The organism is Kordia aestuariivivens (assembly GCF_014397005.1).
Classification (GTDB): Bacteria; Bacteroidota; Bacteroidia; order Flavobacteriales; family Flavobacteriaceae; genus Kordia; species Kordia aestuariivivens.
In genome coordinates this window covers 30,904-50,929 of the sequence record NZ_JACGWS010000016.1, presented here as the reverse complement: position 1 = coordinate 50,929, position 20,026 = coordinate 30,904, and the positions used below count along the sequence as shown (strand labels likewise).

At 35.6% G+C, this 20,026-nt stretch carries 3 protein-coding genes; all 3 read right to left on the bottom strand.

Annotated features, from left to right (window positions below; genetic code table 11):
- Positions 1–8: 8 nt before the first annotated feature.
- The 3 genes from H2O64_RS20525 to H2O64_RS20515 are packed head-to-tail and all read right to left on the bottom strand — an operon-like array spanning position 9 to position 19,961.
- Positions 9–2,096: an SGNH/GDSL hydrolase family protein gene (locus tag H2O64_RS20525; protein ID WP_187564114.1), complete on the bottom strand. Its 2,088-nt coding sequence runs from the start codon at positions 2,094–2,096 to the stop codon at positions 9–11.
- A gap of 22 nt (positions 2,097–2,118) precedes the next feature.
- Positions 2,119–3,873 (bottom strand): carbamoyltransferase family protein, encoded by a 1,755-nt coding sequence (locus H2O64_RS20520; RefSeq protein ID WP_187564113.1) that lies wholly within the window; start codon positions 3,871–3,873, stop codon positions 2,119–2,121.
- Positions 3,874–3,914: 41 nt separating this feature from the next.
- Positions 3,915–19,961, bottom strand: coding sequence for a non-ribosomal peptide synthetase (locus tag H2O64_RS20515; protein ID WP_187564112.1), 16,047 nt, complete (start codon positions 19,959–19,961; stop codon positions 3,915–3,917).
- Positions 19,962–20,026 lie beyond the last annotated feature (65 nt).

Here is a 20,026-nt window from a genome sequence, read left to right as displayed (position 1 = left end):
GGTTGTGCTTAGGAAGAGACTGAGTTTTGCGCTCCAGAAACTGTCATGTTGCATATTTCTCCAAATACACGGAAAGCAGCATCTAGTATCGCTGTTGAAGAGTTATCGTCTTGATCTTCTTTGCTTGTAGCTACTAATGGCCATTTTATTTTGAATACGTTTATACCATTTTTAAGTACATCTGCTGATACATCAATAGTATGTGTTTGCCATGTACTACTTACTCCAATTTTGATTACTTCTGTATCGTTTACATATACAGTTACCTCATCATTATTTTCATTTATGATTCTTGGTATACGCAATGAGATGGTTAATTCTGCATTATTTTTTGCATCTGTAACAAAGAAAAAGTCAGATTTTGTATCTCTTGCTTGCAAAAACGCCGTTTTTTGTCCTTGATATTCATCATACGAAGTTGCATGGTAATAGTTTTGCAATAAGTTGATGCGTCTGTTTTTGATATCGTGTTCGTCCAAACGAATTTTTAATAGGTAGTTTGTAATATCTACTCCATGCGATTTTAAAACTGTTGTCATTGCATCTACCAATTCCAGTTCCATGTTTTTCATGTTTCTTGCAGGAATTAGCGCGTGTACGTATCTGTCTAGTTTTGTATTGTCTTCCAATATTTTTTCAAGCGATTTACACACATTGTTTGCGGCAGCTCTACTGATCATATCACAATAGTAAACCATTGTTTTAGCAATGTCTTTCGATTTTGCTAATGCTTCTGAACAGTGATGTAATAGAATATCATACGATTGTCCCCAATGCGCATTGTGTATTGCTGCAAATAAGTGTCCTAATGCTAATCCTTCATTGGATGGAATGATACTTTTTACTTCTTTGTGTGTTTTTCTAGTATCATTAAATTCTTGAAGTACTACTTTGTAAACAGCTTCCATTGCAATTTGAATTCCTTCAACACTAAAGTGACAGTAGTCTAAGAATAAATCTCTTCCCGGAACTTTTCCATCTAAGTGTGCTTTAAAAACCGTTGGTAAATCAATTACTTTGATTCCGTGACTTTCCGCTTTTGCTAATATGGTTTGCTGTACTATTTTGAATGTTCTTGGTTTGCTATTGGTTCTGCAAAAAAGTGCCGTATCTCTAGCCAATTCATAGTAATGTCTTGCGTCTTCGTATTGTTCTTTTTTGATGCTACAATCTGCAAGCAATTCAAATCCGTATGGATGACTTGGATCTACTTCCACCATTTTTTTGGCTTCATCCATACACGTATCTAAATTACCATCCGCAAGATTCGCTTCTGCTTTTTCTTTGGCAAGAATCCACGTTTTTAGTTTGTCATACGGCAATTCAGAAACGATTCGTTCTGCAGGTGTACTTTTACAATCGAGTAAGTTGTATTCTGGAATTGTAAATAATACAGGAACTCCATTTTCTTTTGAAATATTAGAGACAAAGCCTAAGAAGTCATCTACAAGGTCACTGAAATATTCTTCTATTAAAGGTTTTACAGCAGCAATTCCTTCTTCACCTTGCATTAATTCTTGTAATGCTTGTAATTTTTCTGGACTGCTTCCTAAGGAGAACAATAAGTCTTCTCGCCAATTGTTACCCGCTAAAAAGACAACCATATCTGGCTCAAGTGCCATACATTGAATGTATCGTTCTTTGATTCCAGCCATTCCTAAGTTAGTTTCAGCTAAATCAATGATTTCGTAATCAACTTCTTCTTTGTATGATTTTAATAGTTGATCTAATACAATCGCTGGCGTGTATTCCGGATCTAATAGAAATCCTCTTGTTACCGACTCACCCAAGAGTACGATTCGTTTTTTATCAGATTTTGGCGGAATGGTTTGTACATCTGCAAAGAAACTCCACGTTCCTTTTTGTAGAATGTCTCTGTGATAGTATTTTTTTCCGTCTTTTATTTCTGGTTTGTAAATACCAATGTGTGATTTGAAAGGATCTTCTTCAAGCGTTTCTTCTTCGGTTTCTTCAGGACGTGTGTATCCTAGTTTTTCCATTAAGTCAAATGCTTTTTGTTGGTTTTCTTCTGTGATCGGTAATAATGTTGCTAAGTCAGTAGCAACTGCTTTATGTAATTTTGAAGGTCTTGACATGATTTTTTCTCTTTTTAAAGGATTAAATGAAAGTGTAAACATTTGGATTTAGCTCGAAGCGTCCTCTTTCTGTAAAGTTGTTATTAATCATTTCAAGCATGGTAATTTCATTTCCCTCTTTACTGATAATGAAATCTTCTAGTACTAAACAATCTATATCAGTAGTAATAAAACATACCAAAGCGTCTTCTGGTGAACTAACAATTGGTTCATCTTTAATATTAAAAGATGTATTTAATAGAATTGGACAATCTGTAAGTTTGTCAAATTCACGTAGTAATTTTGCAAATCTTGGATTGTGATCATCATTTACTGATTGAATCCTCGCAGAGTTATCAACGTGTGTAATTGCTGGCATATCTATTCTTGATTTTACCTGACACGTTTCTAACATAAAAGGAGATGGATGATCAATATCAAAGTGTTCATACATTTTTGACTCCAATACTGCGGGTGCAAATGGTCTGAAACCTTCTCGTTTTTTTACCATCGCATTGATACGATCTCTCATATCCAATATGCGCGGATCTGCCAATATGGAGCGTGCTCCTAATGATCTTGGTCCAAACTCCATACGTCCATTGTACCAACCAATTACTTTTCCTTCGGCAAGTTTCTGCGCTACTTTTTCAATAGCATCTCCTTCTGCTCTACAATCTTCATATTTTAAAGATGTGGCACTTAGTAAGTTTTCAATCTCTTTTGCGGTACCGTGTGGCCCTAAATATACATTGTGTAATGGTTCAATTTTTTCTTCAGGATATAATTCTGTGTATGCCAATGCTGCAGCTCCTAATGCACAACCTGAATCATTTGCTGCCGGTTGTACATACATTTTTTTGAAAGGCGAATTTTTTAATATTTTACCATTTGCTACACAGTTTAGTGCAACTCCTCCAGCCATACATAGATTATCTTCTCCTGTTTTCTCGTGCAGATAGTTTGCCATTTTAATTAATGTTTCTTCTAAGAAACGCTGTAAACTTTTTGCAATATCCATGTGGTGTTGCAACATGTCTGTATCTGTTTCTCTTACTGGAATTCCGAATAATTTTGGCAATTCGTCAGAATACATGCGTTCTCCACGTAAAAAGTCAAAGTATTTTAAATTTAGACTATATTTCCCGTCTTCTTCTAGGTGCAATAGCTGACGCATTTGCGGCAAGTATTTTTCATCTCCGTAAGGAGCCAATCCCATCACTTTGTATTCTCCGCTGTTTACTTTGAATCCTAAATAGCTGGTAATGGTACTGTATAAGAGTCCAATTGAATCTGGGAATGTTACTTCTCCAAAAAGCTCAACTTTGTTATCTTTTCCTGTTCCGTATGTTGTGGTTGCCCATTCTCCTACTCCATCTACTGTTAGAATAGCTGCAGAATCAAATTCTGAAAAATAGAATGCACTTGCTGCATGTGATTGGTGATGTTCGTAAATTTTGATAGGTCCGTCGTATCCTAATTCTTTGCGAATTTGTTTTATGACGTGGTTCGGATCCATTTCCTGAATGGAGTCTGCGGAAATTTGAGTACTTCCACTCCACAATTGACGTTCCGATTTTTTTACTGGATCTTCATAATATGCAATACAGTCAATATCGGCAATGCTTATTCCTGCTTCATCTAAACAATACATAAAAGATTTAACCGGTAAATCTGGGTCATTTTTTTTTCTTGTAAATCGTTCTTCCTGTACTGCGGCTACTAATTTTCCGTTTTGAATTATACAACATGCAGAATCGTGGTAAAAAGCAGATATACCAATAATATTTCTAGTCATTAGCTTAAGTTTTAATGTTAGTTGATTATTAATTAAATTCGTTAGAAGTCTTTACTGATATCAGAACCAAATAAATCTGAAGCGAGTCGTTCTTGTTGGCGTTCTGTATCTGTTAAAAAGTCAAAGTCTATGATGGAACGTTGTGAATCTGTAATCACTAGTTCTATTAAAGTTTTTGTATGCTCTAACAGTTGTTCTATGCGTTCTTCTTTGAACAAGTCCGTATTGTATTCTATACTTCCTTTTAGGATGTTTCCGCGATTAGCAAACTGAAATCTAAGGTCACTTTTACTAATGTTAAGCGGTTCTCTTATCGTATGTATAGAGAGGCCTTTCATTTCAAGGTCTGACTCTTTATGCAAGTCAATGTTTTGCAAAATCATTACAACATCAAATAAAGGTGATCTGCTTAAGTCTTTCTTTAGCTTTAAGTTTTCAATAAGCATATCAAATGGATATTCTTGATGTTCAAAAGCTTCTACAGCTGTTTTCTTTATTTCCGCAAGGAAGTCAACAAATTTTGCAGCAGGATCAAATTTGCTTCGCAACGCGAGTGTATTAAGGTAATACCCTATTTGTCCTTCTAAATCTGGATGTTCTCTACCAGCAATTGGTGTTCCTATGATGATGTCTTCTTGTCCCGAATAGTGATATAGAAGTGCTTTTACAATAGCTAGGCAACCCATAAATAGTGTGGCATTTTGTTCTTGCAAAAATTGCTTGAACTTAGCCGACATTTCTTCTGTGAATTCAAAGTGTAATTCTGATCCGTTGAATGTTTGTAATGGTGGTCTTGGAAAATCAGTAGGAATTTGTAAAACAGGAATATCTCCTTCTAGTTTTTTCATCCAAAACTCATGATGATTCTTAGTTCCATTTAACGATAATTCATTTTCTTTCCACGCTACATAATCTTTGTATTGGATTGTTAATGGAACTAAATTTGGTTCTTCATTAGCGGCTAATGCATTATAGACAATCAACATTTCTTTTACAAAAATCTGTGAAGACCATTCATCTGAAACGATATGATGCGTTGCAAATAACAACATGTGATTTTGAGGCGCTAACTTGAATAGTTTTACTTTCATCAACGGGCCATTTTCAAGATCAAAATGATAATGAGCAAGTTTTTGCACTTCTTTATCAATGATAGCTGTACTATTATCTTTTTCTTGAAGATCCTCATATTCCAATTCAAAAGATTGCCCTTGCATCGTTTGAATTTTTTGTCTCGGTTCTCCGTCTTTTAAAACAAATACGGTTCGTAAACTTTCATGACGCATTAAGATACGTGCGTACGTTTCTTTTAATACTTCTATATCAAGCGTACCTTCCATTTGATAACGCATGAATATATTATAGGTATTGTCTCCTTCTTTTTGCTGTGTTTCTTGTATCCACAATCGACGTTGTGCATGCGAAAGTGCATAATCTTCTTGTTCCGCTACTTGCTCAATAGAACTGTAGGTTTGATCAACTTTAGATTCAGCAATTAAAGATGCTTGTGCTTTTAATTCTGAGTGATTGAAGATTTCTCCAATGCTTAGTTGCACTTCATGTTGTTTGTATACGCGCGAGATTAACTGAATTGCTTTTATGGAAGATCCACCTAAATCAAAGAACGAATCTGTTTGTCCAATACTCGTTAGCGGAATCCCTAATAATTCGGACCAAATTGCGCTCAACGATTCTTCTATTGCTCCTTTGGGTGCTTCGTAATTGCTTCCTCTAAGTAATTCTGATGGTTTCGGCAATGCGCGTTTATCAACTTTACCGTTTAATGTCAATGGAAATTCTTCCAAGTGCATGAAATAATCTGGTACGCTACTTCTCTCTAGATTCGCTGATAAAAGTGAACGTAATTCGCTTGCGCTGTATTCTTGCCCGCTGTAATAACAAAGTAAAGAATCTACAGTAGTGTCATTATGAACAATGAGTTCTACTTGACCTATGTTTTCTAGATTTAGTAATGAACTACGAATACCATCGAGTTCAACTCGTACACCATGCAATTTGATTTGATCATCAATTCGTCCTAGTATTTCTAAGTTTCCTTCGCTATCATAACGACCAATATCGCCTGTTTTGCAAACCAAATCTTCTCTGTTGCTTACTAATGGGTTTTGAACAAATAAGTTTGCTGTTAGTTCTTTATCTAAATACCCTTTGGTAACATAAGGACTTTTGATGTAGACTTCACCAATTTCTCCCCACATGCTCAATCCACTATCGTTTATGACAGCAATCATACTATTGTCAATGGCTTGCCCAACTGATAGTACAGCGCCAGCTTCTATTTCCTCATTCGGAATGTGATAACAACTTTTTAAAACGGTTGATTCTGTCAGTCCATATAAGTTACTCATACGAGCTGAATGTCCTGAAATTGATCTCCATAATTCAACATCGCGTCCGTATAGTTTTTCTCCTGCCAACACAACTTCTTGTAAAGCTGTCAGCGCAATGTTTTGCTCTTGTAAACTACTCGTTAATAGCCTAAATAATGATGGAACCGTTTGTAGAATTGTTATTTTTTCTTCTGATAACCAACTTCCTAAAAGCACCATATTCTCTTTCGTCTTCATATTTGGAATACACAAACAACTTCCTGAAGTTAGACTTGTTAAGATATCTTTTAAACTTGCATCAAAAGTTACAGAAGCAATTTGACTTGTACGCGTTTCTGTATCAAAACCAAACGTATTTTTGTGCCAATTGATATAGTGTGTAATACTTTCCTGATTTCCGACTATTGCTTTCGATTTTCCTGTCGTTCCAGAACTGTAAAATATGTAGCTACTATTGTTTACTGGATATTCTACTGAAAGATTTTCTTTGCTGTAACTTTCTAAATTATGGTTTGATAATACATATTCACCTGAGTCGTTTACTTCGTATACTTCTAAGCTTGTTTGTTCGAGTGAGATTAAATCAAAGTTTCCTAAATCTAAACCATCTAATATTGAAGATCCTGAATCTTTAAATACCAATACATGGCTGAAGTTATGTTCAATGTTTTTTGATTGAAAAGTTGTCCAAGAGTCTGTGTCCGTAAGCAATACTTTCATTGAAGTTTCTGAAACCGCTTGTTGCATTCGCGAAAGCGAAAAACTATTCGATAATGGAACGTACGTGCTTCCTGTTTTTAGACATGATACTAAACTTCCCACGAGTTCTTTTCCGCTAGGTAATAATACACCAACTGCATCATCAACTGATACTTCTATACCCAATAATAAGTTACTTAGTTGGTTGGAAAATGTATTTAAGTCTCGATATGTTGTTTCGCTTCCTGATGCAATTAATGCTGTGTTTTCAGGATATAATGAGACAATATGCTCAAAGGTTTTGTGAATGTATGTTGGTTGTATTTTTTGTATTGGCTTTTCAAACCATTGTGTATTTTCTACTTCCGTATCTTCTAAATACTGTGCTTCTTTTAATGGCTGATTTGGAGTTTCTACAATCGTTGTCAACAAGTTTTCTAGATGCGTTACCATACGAGAAATACGCGCTTCATCATATAATTCCGTGCTGTATTCTATACTTCCGTCCAAGAATGTTCCTTGATCCATGAATTGGAATCGCAAGTCACCTTTACTTGTTTTTAAATCTTCGGCTTCCGCAGAAACTTCTAATCCTTCCATTTCAACACCTTCTAAAAGGTTTAGTTGAACGTTTTGCAATATGACAACGACATCAAATAATGCGCCTCTGTTTTTTGGTGGATATACGCCTAAGTCTTCAATTAGCATGTCTAAAGGATATACTTGATGATTGAATCCGTCTAAACTTACTTTTTTGACTTCATTTAAAAGTGCCGTAAATCCTTCTTCACCCGAAAATCTTGATCGCAATGCTAATGTGTTGAGGTATAATCCAATTTGGTCTTCTAAATCAGGATGTTGTCTTCCTGCAACTGGAGTTCCAATAACAATGTCTTGTTGTCCTGTGTATTGATATAGTAATGCTTTTACTAAAGAGAGTACGCCCATGAATAAGGTTGCACCTTCATTTTTCACTAATTCTTTTAGTTTTGAACTTAAGGTTTCATCTAGTTTGAAATAGTATTGCGCACCTGCACGATTCATGATTTCAGGACGCGGACGGTCAGAAGCCAATTCTAACATCGGAATGTCTCCTTGAAATTGTTCTGTCCAATATGTTTTGTGAACCGCTAGTTTTTCTCCACTTAGTTCCGCTAATTGCCAAGCTGTAAAGTCTTTGTATTGAATTGGCAACGGTTCTAAATTATGTGTGATTCCTTTTACGGCAGCATTGTAAAGTAATACCAAGTCTTTTACCATTACTTGCATTGACCATTCATCAGAAATGATGTGATGCATTGCAAATAGTAATTCATGATGCGATTCTTCATGTTTTACGATATCAATATTGAATAATGGCGCTTGATTTAAATTAAACACTTTGCGTGAAAATGCTGCTTTGCGATCTTGTTTGGTTGCTTCATCTTCTTGAGAAACATCTAAAAATCCAATTTCAAATGCACTGTCTGCTGCATCAATAATACGTTGTCTTGGTGCTCCGTTTACAAGTTCAAATACTGTACGTAAACTTTCATGACGTGCTACAAGTTGTTGAAACGCAAATTCGAATGCTTCTTTGTTGAACGTTCCGACAAGATTGTAACTCGTAAAGACATTATGCGTTATTGCGTCTTTTACTTGTTCTACTTGCAACCACGTTCGTTGTTGTGTTGCCGATAGCGGATAGTTTTCTTGTACTTCTACTTTCGGAATGGAAATGTAACTGCTTTTGTCTGAATTTGAAATTAATAAGGCTTGTTCCATCAATACCGGACTGCTGAAAATATCGCCAATATTTAACTGAACTTGATGTGTTTTATAAATTTTTGTGATTAACTGAATTGCTTTTAGCGAATGTCCGCCAGATTCAAAGAAATTATCTTCAACGCCAATTTTTTCTTTGTTTAGTATTTCACTCCAAATAGCGACCAAACTTTCTTCTACAGCATTTCTTGGTGAAACATGTGTAGTGTCTAGTTTTATTTCTGGTTCAGGAAGTTTCTTTTTGTCAATTTTACCGCTTGAATTTAATGGGAAATCGGCTAATTGAACTATGTATGGAGGAATCATATACTCCGGTAAAGTCTTTCGCATGTACGCCTGAACTTCTGTCGCGCTTATTTTTTCAGTAGCTGTATAGTATGCTACCAAAGCAGTGTCATCTTCCGTTTTGTGTGTGGTTACTAAGGTTTCAATAACCGTAGGATGTGATTTGATCACTTTATCGATCTCGTTCAGTTCAATACGATATCCTCTAATTTTCACCTGATTGTCAATTCGACCTAAAAAGTCAATGTTTCCATCAGGCAAACGAATTCCTTTGTCTCCTGTTCGGTACATAATTCCTTCACCGAAAGGGTTTTTTATAAATTTCTCTTTGGTAAGTTCGTCTCTGTTTAAGTATCCTTTGGCAACTCCGCCACCTGCAACGCAGATTTCTCCCGGAATTCCTTCGCCTACCAAGTTTAATGATGCATCAAGAATGTGTACTTGTACATTTCCAATGGCTTGTCCAATAGGCAATGTAACGCGTTTCGAATCTTCAGCAGATATTTTATACGTAGTTGACCAAATAGTACATTCTGTTGGTCCGTAACCGTTATACGTATTTGTAATCGTACTACATTTTATTGCATGATCTTTGTTTACAACGTCTCCTGCTGAAACTGTAATTCTTAAGAATTTTAATTCATCCACAGAAACCGCAGAGAAATATGCCGCTGGCAAAATTGCCATCGTCACTTTCTTTTCTGCCATGTATTTTACCAACTGAACAGCATCTTTGATAATATTATTTTTCGCTACTAATAAACGCCCTCCGTTTGCTAATGCAACAAAGAATTCAAATATAGAACCATCAAAAATCATTGATGAGAATTGAATGATACAATCATCCGCTGTTACTTTAAATTCTTGTCGCTGATTGTGAATGATGTGTACAGCATTACGATGACGAAGCATTACTCCTTTTGGTTTTCCTGTAGATCCTGATGTGTAATAAATGTATGCAAGATCGGATGCTGTGTTTACTTTTGAAGGATTTTCAACAGATGTTTCAAGCATGTCCAATTCGATGTCAATCGCAAATAAACTTCCTGTGAAATCGTCAACACTAAACATGTTCAACGATTCCGTGATGAGTATTTTGGCATCTGTGTCAGACAGCATAAAATTATTTCGCTCTATCGAATTGCTTGAATCTATTGGTAAATAAACGCCTCCAGATTTTAGTATTGCTAAGAATCCAACGATAAGCCATTCGTTTCTTTCAACCATTAAGGCAACCGTTTCTCCTCTTTGTACGTTGTATTCATTACGCAAATGATGTGCTACTTTATTCGCTTGTGCATTGAGTTCCTTGTAAGTAAGTGTTTTGTTTCCAAACTCTACGGCAATGTTATCTGGTGTTGCTACAGTTTGACGCTCAAGAATATCTAGTAATGTGTCGTCTTGATCATACGTGAGTACTTTTTGATTGAGTTCATTACGCAACCAATGTTCTTCCTTTGTCGTTAAGTAATTTAATGTATCAATTGTTGCAGATGGCTTTTCAGCTACTGAATTCATTAGTGCCGTTAAATGTCCTAATAAATTTTCCATACGGTGTTTGCTATAGATATCCGTATTGTACTCTAATGTCAGTGAAATGTTAGATTCGTTTTCTACGAAATAGAAACGCAAGTCAATTTTACTGATTGGAACATCTAATTGATTGTCTGAAACCGTCAATCCTTCAAATGCTGGTATTTCGTTTTTGCCTAATAAGTTTTCCAGTACGACAACTACATCAAATAATGGCGAACGACTCATGTCGCGTCCAAGTTGTAGTTCGTTAATTAGTAAATCAAACGGATATACTTGATGTTCAAAAGCGTTTAAAACGTTATTTTTTACTTTTTTAGACAACGAATTAAAGCTTTCGTTCGCTTCAATTTGTGTTCTTAATACTAATGTATTGATAAAGAATCCTATTTGATCTCTTAGGTCTGGATGTTCTCTACCAGCCGATGGCGAACCAATGATGATATCGTTTTGTCCTGTGTAACGATGTAGTAACGATTTTACAAGCGTTACTAATCCCATGTAAAGTGTAGTTCCTTCTGCTTCTAAACACGTTCTGAATGCTTCACTCGTTTCTGGACTTAGACTAAGGTGTACTTGATCTCCGTTGTATGTTTGTACTGGCGGTCTTGCGTAGTCTGTTGGTAAATCTAATACTTCTATTTCTTCTTCAAATTGATCCAACCAATACGTTCTGTGTGCTGCCAATCGTTCACTTTGCAATTCTTTTTCTTGCCAAGCTGCATAGTCTTTGTATTGAATTGGTAATGCAGGTAATACTGGCGTTGTGTTGTGAACGAATGCTTTGTAGCTTTCCATGATTTCTTTTATGAAAACATGTATGGAACGTTCATCAAATATAATGTGATGTACACACAAGTAGAAAAGATATTCGTTCGTATCTACTTTAATTACGTGTGCTTTTATTAAAGGCGCATTTTCAAGATTGAAAGGAATTAACGCTAATGCGATTGCTTTGTTTTGCGCAATTTCTTTCGGGTTTTCTGTATTTGCAACATCTTCTTGTGTGACTTCAAATGCGCAATCTTCTATGTCTTGTATTTTTTGATACGGTTCGCCTTCTTTTTGTACAAATGAAGTTCGTAAACTTTCATGACGTGCAATGACAAACTCAAATGCGTTGTTTAACGCTTCTATATTTAATTCGCCTTGAAGCCAATACGTAGTAGGAATGTTGTGTATTGCTACTTCATCTTCAAACTGTTCTAAAAGCCATAATCTACGTTGCGCATATGAAAGTTTGTAGAGCGGTTGTTCGGTAACTTTTTCAATTTTTTGATAATCTGTTTTGCTAGAGGCTTTTACTAAGGTTACAAGATTCTCAAATACTGGATTTTCAAAAATATCATCAAGTTCTAGTTTAATTTCTAATTTTTTAGATACTTGTGTAATCAATTGGATTGCCCGCAATGAATTACCTCCGATGGTAAAGAAACTATCCAGATTGCTAATTTCTTGAACTCCTAGAACTTCTTGCCATATTTCCAAAAATCCTGCTTCTATTGCGTCGTTTGGTACTACGAGTTTTTTAGGTGCTGTCTCTATATGATTTGGAAGTGCTTTTTTATCAATTTTCCCACTATTGTTTTCTGGTAAACTTTCCAAATAAACAATGTGAGATGGCACCATATATTCTGGAACAAATTTCTTTAGATACTCCTGAACATCAGTAACTGCTATTGCTTCAGCTCCATCGTAGTAAGCTACTAGGAATTTATTGAATCCTTCTCCTTTGGTAATTACAGCTGCATTGCCAATTTGAGGATGACTGTTTAATACACTTTCTATTTCTCCTAACTCTATTCTGTAACCTCGTATTTTTACTTGTGAATCAATACGGCCTAAGAAATCAATTTCTCCATTTGAATACCAAGAAGCTAAATCTCCTGTTTTATACATTTTTCCCTCAGCAAAAGGGTTTTTTAAGAAGCGAGCTTCTGTTAACTCTTGATTGTTTAGATATCCTTGCGCCACACTAACGCCCCCAATGTAAATTTCCCCAGGAACTCCAAGTGGTTGTGGCTGAAAGGATTCGTTTAAAATGTATACTTGAAGATTGCCTATTGGTTTTCCAATCGGTATTCTTTGGTAATTAATATCTGAGGATACTACTTCATGTACTGTTGTCCAAACAGCAGATTCTGTAGGCCCATAACAATTCATATAGTTTAACTCTTTACTATAATTTATCGCTAGTTCTTTATTTGCAACATCTCCTGCCGTAATTATTGTTCGCAAAAACGAAAGTTCTTCTATTGGTAGTGATGCTAAAAATGCTGGAGGAAGAATCACGATAGATACGTTCTTCTCTTTTAAATAACTTGGTAAGGTGATAGCATCTTTTAATATTTTGCTATCTGCTAAGACTAAACTTGCGCCCGAAGTAATTGCCATAAAAATTTCAGCGATTGAGGCATCAAAGGATGGAGAAGCAAATTGTAACATACCATCTTGCGTAGATAGTTTGAATACATCCTGCTTGTTCAGTACCATGTTGACACAGTTTTTATGAGCTACCAGTACTCCTTTTGGTTTCCCCGTAGATCCTGATGTATAAATTACATAGGCGGAATCATCTGCTGAATAATTTGGTATTATATTTTGATCATGCTTTTCAATGATTTCGAAAAAATCATCTATACTAAAAGTACTAGGTATTAAATCTGAAGCACGATTCATTAAATCATGCTCAGAAATTAATAATGAGATGTTAGCGTCTGATATGATATAGCTAATTCTTTCCGCAGGAAGAGAAGGATCTATCGGTATATAAACTGCGCCTACTTTTAAAATAGACAGCATTCCAATAATTAACCATTCATTTCTATTTACCATTAAACCAACATGCGTTCCCTTGGTTAAATTGAAATCCCTTTGCAAAGATTTTGCTTGTGTGTTTACAGCAAGATTTAATTCTTCATACGTCCAAGATTGTGTTGGCGTTTGAAGTGCAATGGCATTTGGATTTTCATCAACTTGTTTTTCAAATAACTGAACTAAAGTTAATGTCTCATCATATTCTAAAGATGCTTCATTAAATCCATATAATAACTGTTGACGTTCTTGATTGGTTATATAATTTAGCTCACTTATTTTTTGAGAAGGAGCTTCAACAACAGCGCTCATCAGTTCTTCAAAATGCACACAGAATCGCTGTATTCTTTCTTCTTTGAAAAGATCCGTGTTGTATTCTAAATTTAAATCTATTTCGTCTTCATTTTCTACAAAAAACAATCTGAGATCTACTTTACTTTTTTCATTGATCAATAAATGATCTTCAATGGACACTCCTTCCATTGTAGGCAACTTCTGGATGTTCTGCATATTTTGTAGTAAAACAACAATATCAAATAAAGGAGACCTACTTAAGTCTCTATTAAAACCTAAGTCTTCTACTAATAAATCAAACGGATATACTTGATGATCAAATGCTTCAACGACAACATTTTTAACTTTATATAAAAATTCTGTAAACGTTTCTTCTGTTTTTAGTAACGTTCGTAATGGTAATGCATTAATATAAAATCCAATTTGATCTTCTAAATCGGCATGATCTCTTCCTACTACTGGTGTTCCAAGAATAATATCTTTTTCTCCAGTATACTTATAAATCAACATTTTTGTAATCGTCATAAGACCGACAAATAATGTTGCCTTTTCTTTAGATAATAATGATCTAAATTTTGCGACCAATTGGGGTTCAAAGGAATATTTATACTGTGTACTATTGAATGTTTTTATGGCTGGTCTTGGAGCATCCATTGGGAAATCTATCACAGGAATATTACCTTCGAATTTATATCCCCAATAGTTTTTATGCACATTAAGATTATCGCCTGCTAACTCGTTTAATTGCCATGCAGCATAATCTTTGTATTGAATTGAAAGCGGTTTTAAGTTGTGTTCTATTCCTAGCTCCAGTGCATTATATATGCTTAAAAACTCCTTGACTAGGTTTTTGTTAGACCATTCATCCGTAACGATGTGGTGCATACAAAGCATGAATAAGTATTTTTCTTCTTCTACTTTACTTATTTGTACCCGTAATAGTTGATCATTTGCTAAATCAAAAGGAATAAAAGCTGTTTTTTCTGACAAACTCGTGGCCGCTTCTAGTGCGTTTTCCTTATTTGATACATCATGGTAATCGACCTTAAAATCTACCGTATTTACATCATGAATAAACTGATATGGGATTTGGTCAACTTCTTTAAAATTGGTTCTTAAAATTTCATGCCGTGTTATAAGATGCTTAAATGCTTCTGTTACATGCTCGATGTTTACTGTACCATTGAGCCAATAACTCAACGGAATGTTGTAAGACGCTGAACCTAAAGATTCAAATTGTTCTAATATCCATAATCTTTGTTGTGCACGAGATAGTGCATAAGTATCACTAACTTCAACAGGAATGATCGTTTTGTAATGACTTATGTTTAGTTGATCTACATATGAAGCTAAATCAATTAGTTTTGGATGTTCAAAAATATCTTTAAGACGAACTTGTACATTTAATTCTTTATGAATAGTTAGTATTAACTGAATTGCTTTTAAGGAATGTCCGCCAATATCAAAGAAATCATCCGTTGTACTAATGTTAGTACTATCTAATACATTTTGCCACAATTCTGCCAGTGCATGCTCAGTAGTTGTTTGCGGTACTGTAAGTGTTCTTTCTGTAAATTCAATGGCTCTTTCAGCAAGTTTCTTTCTGCTAATTTTACCATTGTGTGTTAATGGAAATTCTTCTAATTGTACGATGTGAGCAGGCACCATATATGCTGGCAACTTGCTTCGGAGAATCGTTTTTAAAGCATCTGCATTAACCGTTTCTTTTCCTGTAACATACGCAACAAGATCGTTTCCTTTGACAATAACTACGGCTTGATTTACTTTTGAATCTGTAGCAAGCAATGACTCAATTTCGCCTAACTCAATACGATATCCTCTGAGTTTTACCTGACTGTCGCCTCTTCCGAGATAGATTAATCTTCCTTTGAAATCCCACTGACATAAATCACCTGTATCATACATGATTTCGTCATTATTAAAAGGATTTTTTATGAACTTTTTAGTCGTTAATTCATGATCTGTATATCCTTTTGCAACTCCTGCGCCACCAATAAATAGGTTTCCTGTTACTCCATGCGGCAATAATTGTCCGAATGCATCAAGAATGTAAAGTGTGGTATTGTATAATGGTTTTCCTATGGAATTTAAGTCTGTTGCTGCTTGAATGTGTTGACATGTTGACCAAATCGTCGTTTCCGTTGGTCCAAACATGTTGTACAATTCTCCAGACATTTCTAGTAAACGTGCACCTAACGAGATTGGTAAAAATTCTCCTCCAGCTATTTTTTTCAACGAAGTTGATGCTTTCCAACCTGCTTCTAAGAGTAAATTCCATACACTTGGCGTTGCTTGTACTATGGTAGCGCCACTTTCATCGATCATTGCGGATAGCAATCTCGGGTCAGTAACAACAGTACTTGGAGCAATGGTAACTGCACCACCAACACTTAATGTTGTGAAAAATTCTAGTACAGAAATATCAAATGTAAACGTTGTGATTGCTAATAAGTTGTCGTTGCTTGAAACATCAACAATGTCCACGACTGATTTCAGTAAGTTGACTACTGAATTGTGTTTGATCATCACTCCTTTTGGTCTTCCTGTAGAACCTGAAGTGTAAATTACGTATGCTAAATCTTCTCCATCAAGAGAGATTGTTGGTTTTGTCGTTGGATAACTTTGTAATTCTTCTTGAATGTCATTCAGAATACTATTTTCAACAGCATATTCAGCTATAGCTGAATCGGCAATAATTAAAGACACATTTCCGTCCGAAAGCATATATTCTATACGATCTGAAGGATAATTTTTGTCAATCGGTAAATACGCGCCACCAGCTTTTTGAATTGCCAAAATACTGATGAGTAGGTTTTCGCTGCGATCTTGAATCATCGCGACAATACTCCCTTTTTGGATATTGTGCTTGGCTTGTAAATAGTGCGCCAATTGATTGGAACGTTCTTCTAGTTCTTGATAACTTAACGTTGTATTTTCATAATGTAACGCGTCTGCATTTCCATTTGAAAGTACTTGCGCTTCAAATAATGAAATTATGGTTGTTTCTGGAGCTTGAGAAACTATTTTTCCTTGATAGTTATTGAGTAATGTTTCGCGTTCTGTTGCTTCTATTAATGGTAATTTGTCTAGCGAAATTGTACTATCTGCAAGAACACTTTCTAATAGTTTTCCTAAATGATCGCCTAAGCGTTTCATTCTGTCATCGCCATAGATATCTGTGTTGTATTCGATGTGAACCGCTATTTCGCCCTCTGCACTTTCTTTGAACCAAAACGTGAGATCGTATAAACTTGTATCTACATCCACACGAACCGAAGAAACATCAAGTCCTTCCATTTCTACGGTGTCTTCTGATAAGGATTGATCGCTTTCTAAAACGACAACGACATCAAATAATGGAAAACGGCTTAAATCTCTTGATAAATCGAGTTCGTCAACTAATAAATCAAACGGATATGATTGATTATCATAACCGTCTAAACAGGTCTTTTTTACTTGATTTAATAAACTTGTAAAACTATCATTTCCTGCAAATTCTGTTCGTAATGCAAGATTGTTGATGTAAAAACCAATTTGATTTTCTAAATCGGAATGTTCTCTTCCTGCAATTGGCGTTCCGATAATAATATCTTCTTGTCCGCTGTATCTGTATAATAATGCTTTGATTAATGAGCTAAGTCCCATAAACAAAGTACTGTCTTGTTCTTTTAAGTATTGTTTAAATGTAGTGCTTGTTTCTTTTGAGAACGCAACGTACGTCTGCGCTCCGTTGTATGTTTGTAACGATGGACGCACGTAATCTGATGGCATGTCTAAGACTGGTAATTCGCCATCTAGTTTTTCTAACCAATAGCTTCGAGCGTTTGCCAATTCGCCTTCTGCCAATTCTTGTAATTGCCACGCTGCGTAATCTTTGTACTGAACTGGTAATGCTTCTAAAGTCGTTGCTTCACCTTTACTAATGGTGTTGTAATAACTGATGAGGTCGCGCACTAATACTTGCATTGACCAATCATCAGAGATGATGTGATGAATAGCAAATAGTAAACGATGGTGATTGTTTCCTAAGTCTAATAATACTACTTTGAATAAAGGTCCACTCGCTAAATCGAAGGATGAAGCAGCTAGTTCAGATAAAATTTCTTGAATGGCAGCTTCTTGATGTGCTGCATTTGAAACATCAGTTACCGAAATTTTAAAAGAAATCGAATCAGTCGATTGAATCAACTGACGTGGTTCGCCATCTTTTAAGATAAATGTTGTTCGTAAACTTTCGTGACGTTCTATGAGTTTTGTGAACGATTCCGTTAAAACATCAATGTCTAATTCGCCCTGAATATCATAACTAATTGGGCGACTGTATGCTGTAAAGTCTTCTTGCAATTGGTCTAAAACCCATAAACGACGTTGTGCATGCGACAATGCGTAATCGTCTTGTACTTCAACTTTGGCAATGGAATTGTATGTTTCGCCTTTTGATTCAGCGATTAGAGATGCTTGAGCTTTTAGTTCAGAATGATTGAAGATTTCTCCAATACTTAACTGTACTTCGTGTTGCTTGTAAACGCGCGAGATTAATTGAATCGCTTTTAACGAAGAACCTCCTAAATCGAAGAAGGAATCATTTCGTCCGATGCTTTTTTGTGGAACGCTTAATAGCTCAGACCAAATGGTGCTTAACGATTCTTCGATGTTTCCTTTCGGCGCTTCATAATTACTTCCTCTGAGTAATTCTGATGGTTTTGGTAATGCGCGTTTGTCAACTTTCCCGTTTAGCGTTAATGGAAATTCTTCCAAGTGCATGAAATAATCCGGAATGCTGCTTCTGTCTAAAGTTACAGCTAGTAATTCGCGTAATTCGCTTGCGCTGTATTCGTGTCCGCTGTAATAACAAAGTAATGAATCGACCGTGTTATCATTGTGAATCACGAGTTCTACTTGACCAATATTTTCTAGATTCAGTAACGAACTACGAATGCCATCGAGTTCAACTCGAACACCATGCAATTTTATTTGATCGTCAATTCTTCCTAATATTTCTAGGTTTCCATCACTATCATATCGACCAATATCGCCTGTTCTACAAACGAAATCTTCACGATCTGTTACTAATGGATTTTGAACAAATAGATTCGCCGTCAATTCTTGATCTAAATATCCTTTACTTACAAACGGACTTTTGATGTAGATTTCGCCAATTTCTTCTTCATTACATATTTCATCACCATTGATAACTGCAATTATCGTGTTTTTTATGGCTTGTCCGACTGGCAATACGGTTCCGGCTTCCAATGTTGTTTCTGGAATGTGGTAACAGCTTTTTAAAACTGTAGTTTCCGTCAATCCGTATAAGTTGCTCATGCGAGCTTTGTGTCCTGAGATTGATCGCCATAAGGCAACATCACGTCCGTATAATTTTTCTCCAGCCAATACAACTTCTTGTAAAGCTGTCAGTGAAATGTTTTGTTCTTGCAAGCTGTTCGTCAATAACCTGAAAAGTGAAGGAACTGTTTGTAGAACAGTTACTTTTTCTTCTGATAACCAACTTCCTAACAGAATCATGTTCTCTTTCGTCTTCACACTTGGAATACATAGACAACTTCCTGAGATGAGACTCGTTAAGATATCTTTTAAACTCGCATCAAATGTTACAGAAGCAATTTGACTTACACGACTTTCCGTGTCGAACCCGAAGGTATCTTTGTGCCAATTTACATAGTGCGTGATTCCTTTTTGACTTCCAACAATTGCTTTCGATTTTCCTGTCGTTCCAGAACTGTAAAATATGTAACTACTGTTATCTACTGGATATTCTACTGAAAGATTGTCTTTGCTGTAACTTTCTAAATTATGATTTGTTTTTGCGTATGCTCCTGCTGCATCCGCTTTGTATATTTCTAAACTTGTTTTTTCTAATGAAATTAAATTTGAATCACCCAATTCTAAATCGCCTAATAGAGAAGAACCAGATGCTTTAAATACCAATACATGACTAAAGTTATGCTCACTATTTTGAGTCTGAAATGTTTCCCAAGAGTCTGCATCCGTGATCAGCACTTTCATTGAGGTTTCTGAAACTGCCTGCTGCATTCGCGAAAGCGAAAAACTATTTGATAATGGAACGTACGTACTTCCTGTTTTGAGACATGATAGTAAACTTCCGATGAGTTCTTTTCCGCTAGGTAATAATACACCAACTGCATCATCAGCTGATAATCCAATATCCAACAATAGATTACTTAATCTATTGGAAAATGAATTCAACGACGCGTAACTCGTCTTGCCACTAGCTTCAACTAATGCCGTATGTTCAGGATACAACGAGACAATATCCTCAAATGATTTGTATAGGAATTTGTTTTTCACAACGAAAAATGTTTTGGTAATTTCTGAAAGAGAGTTTTATGAAAATACAGAGTAATGTAGCCCAG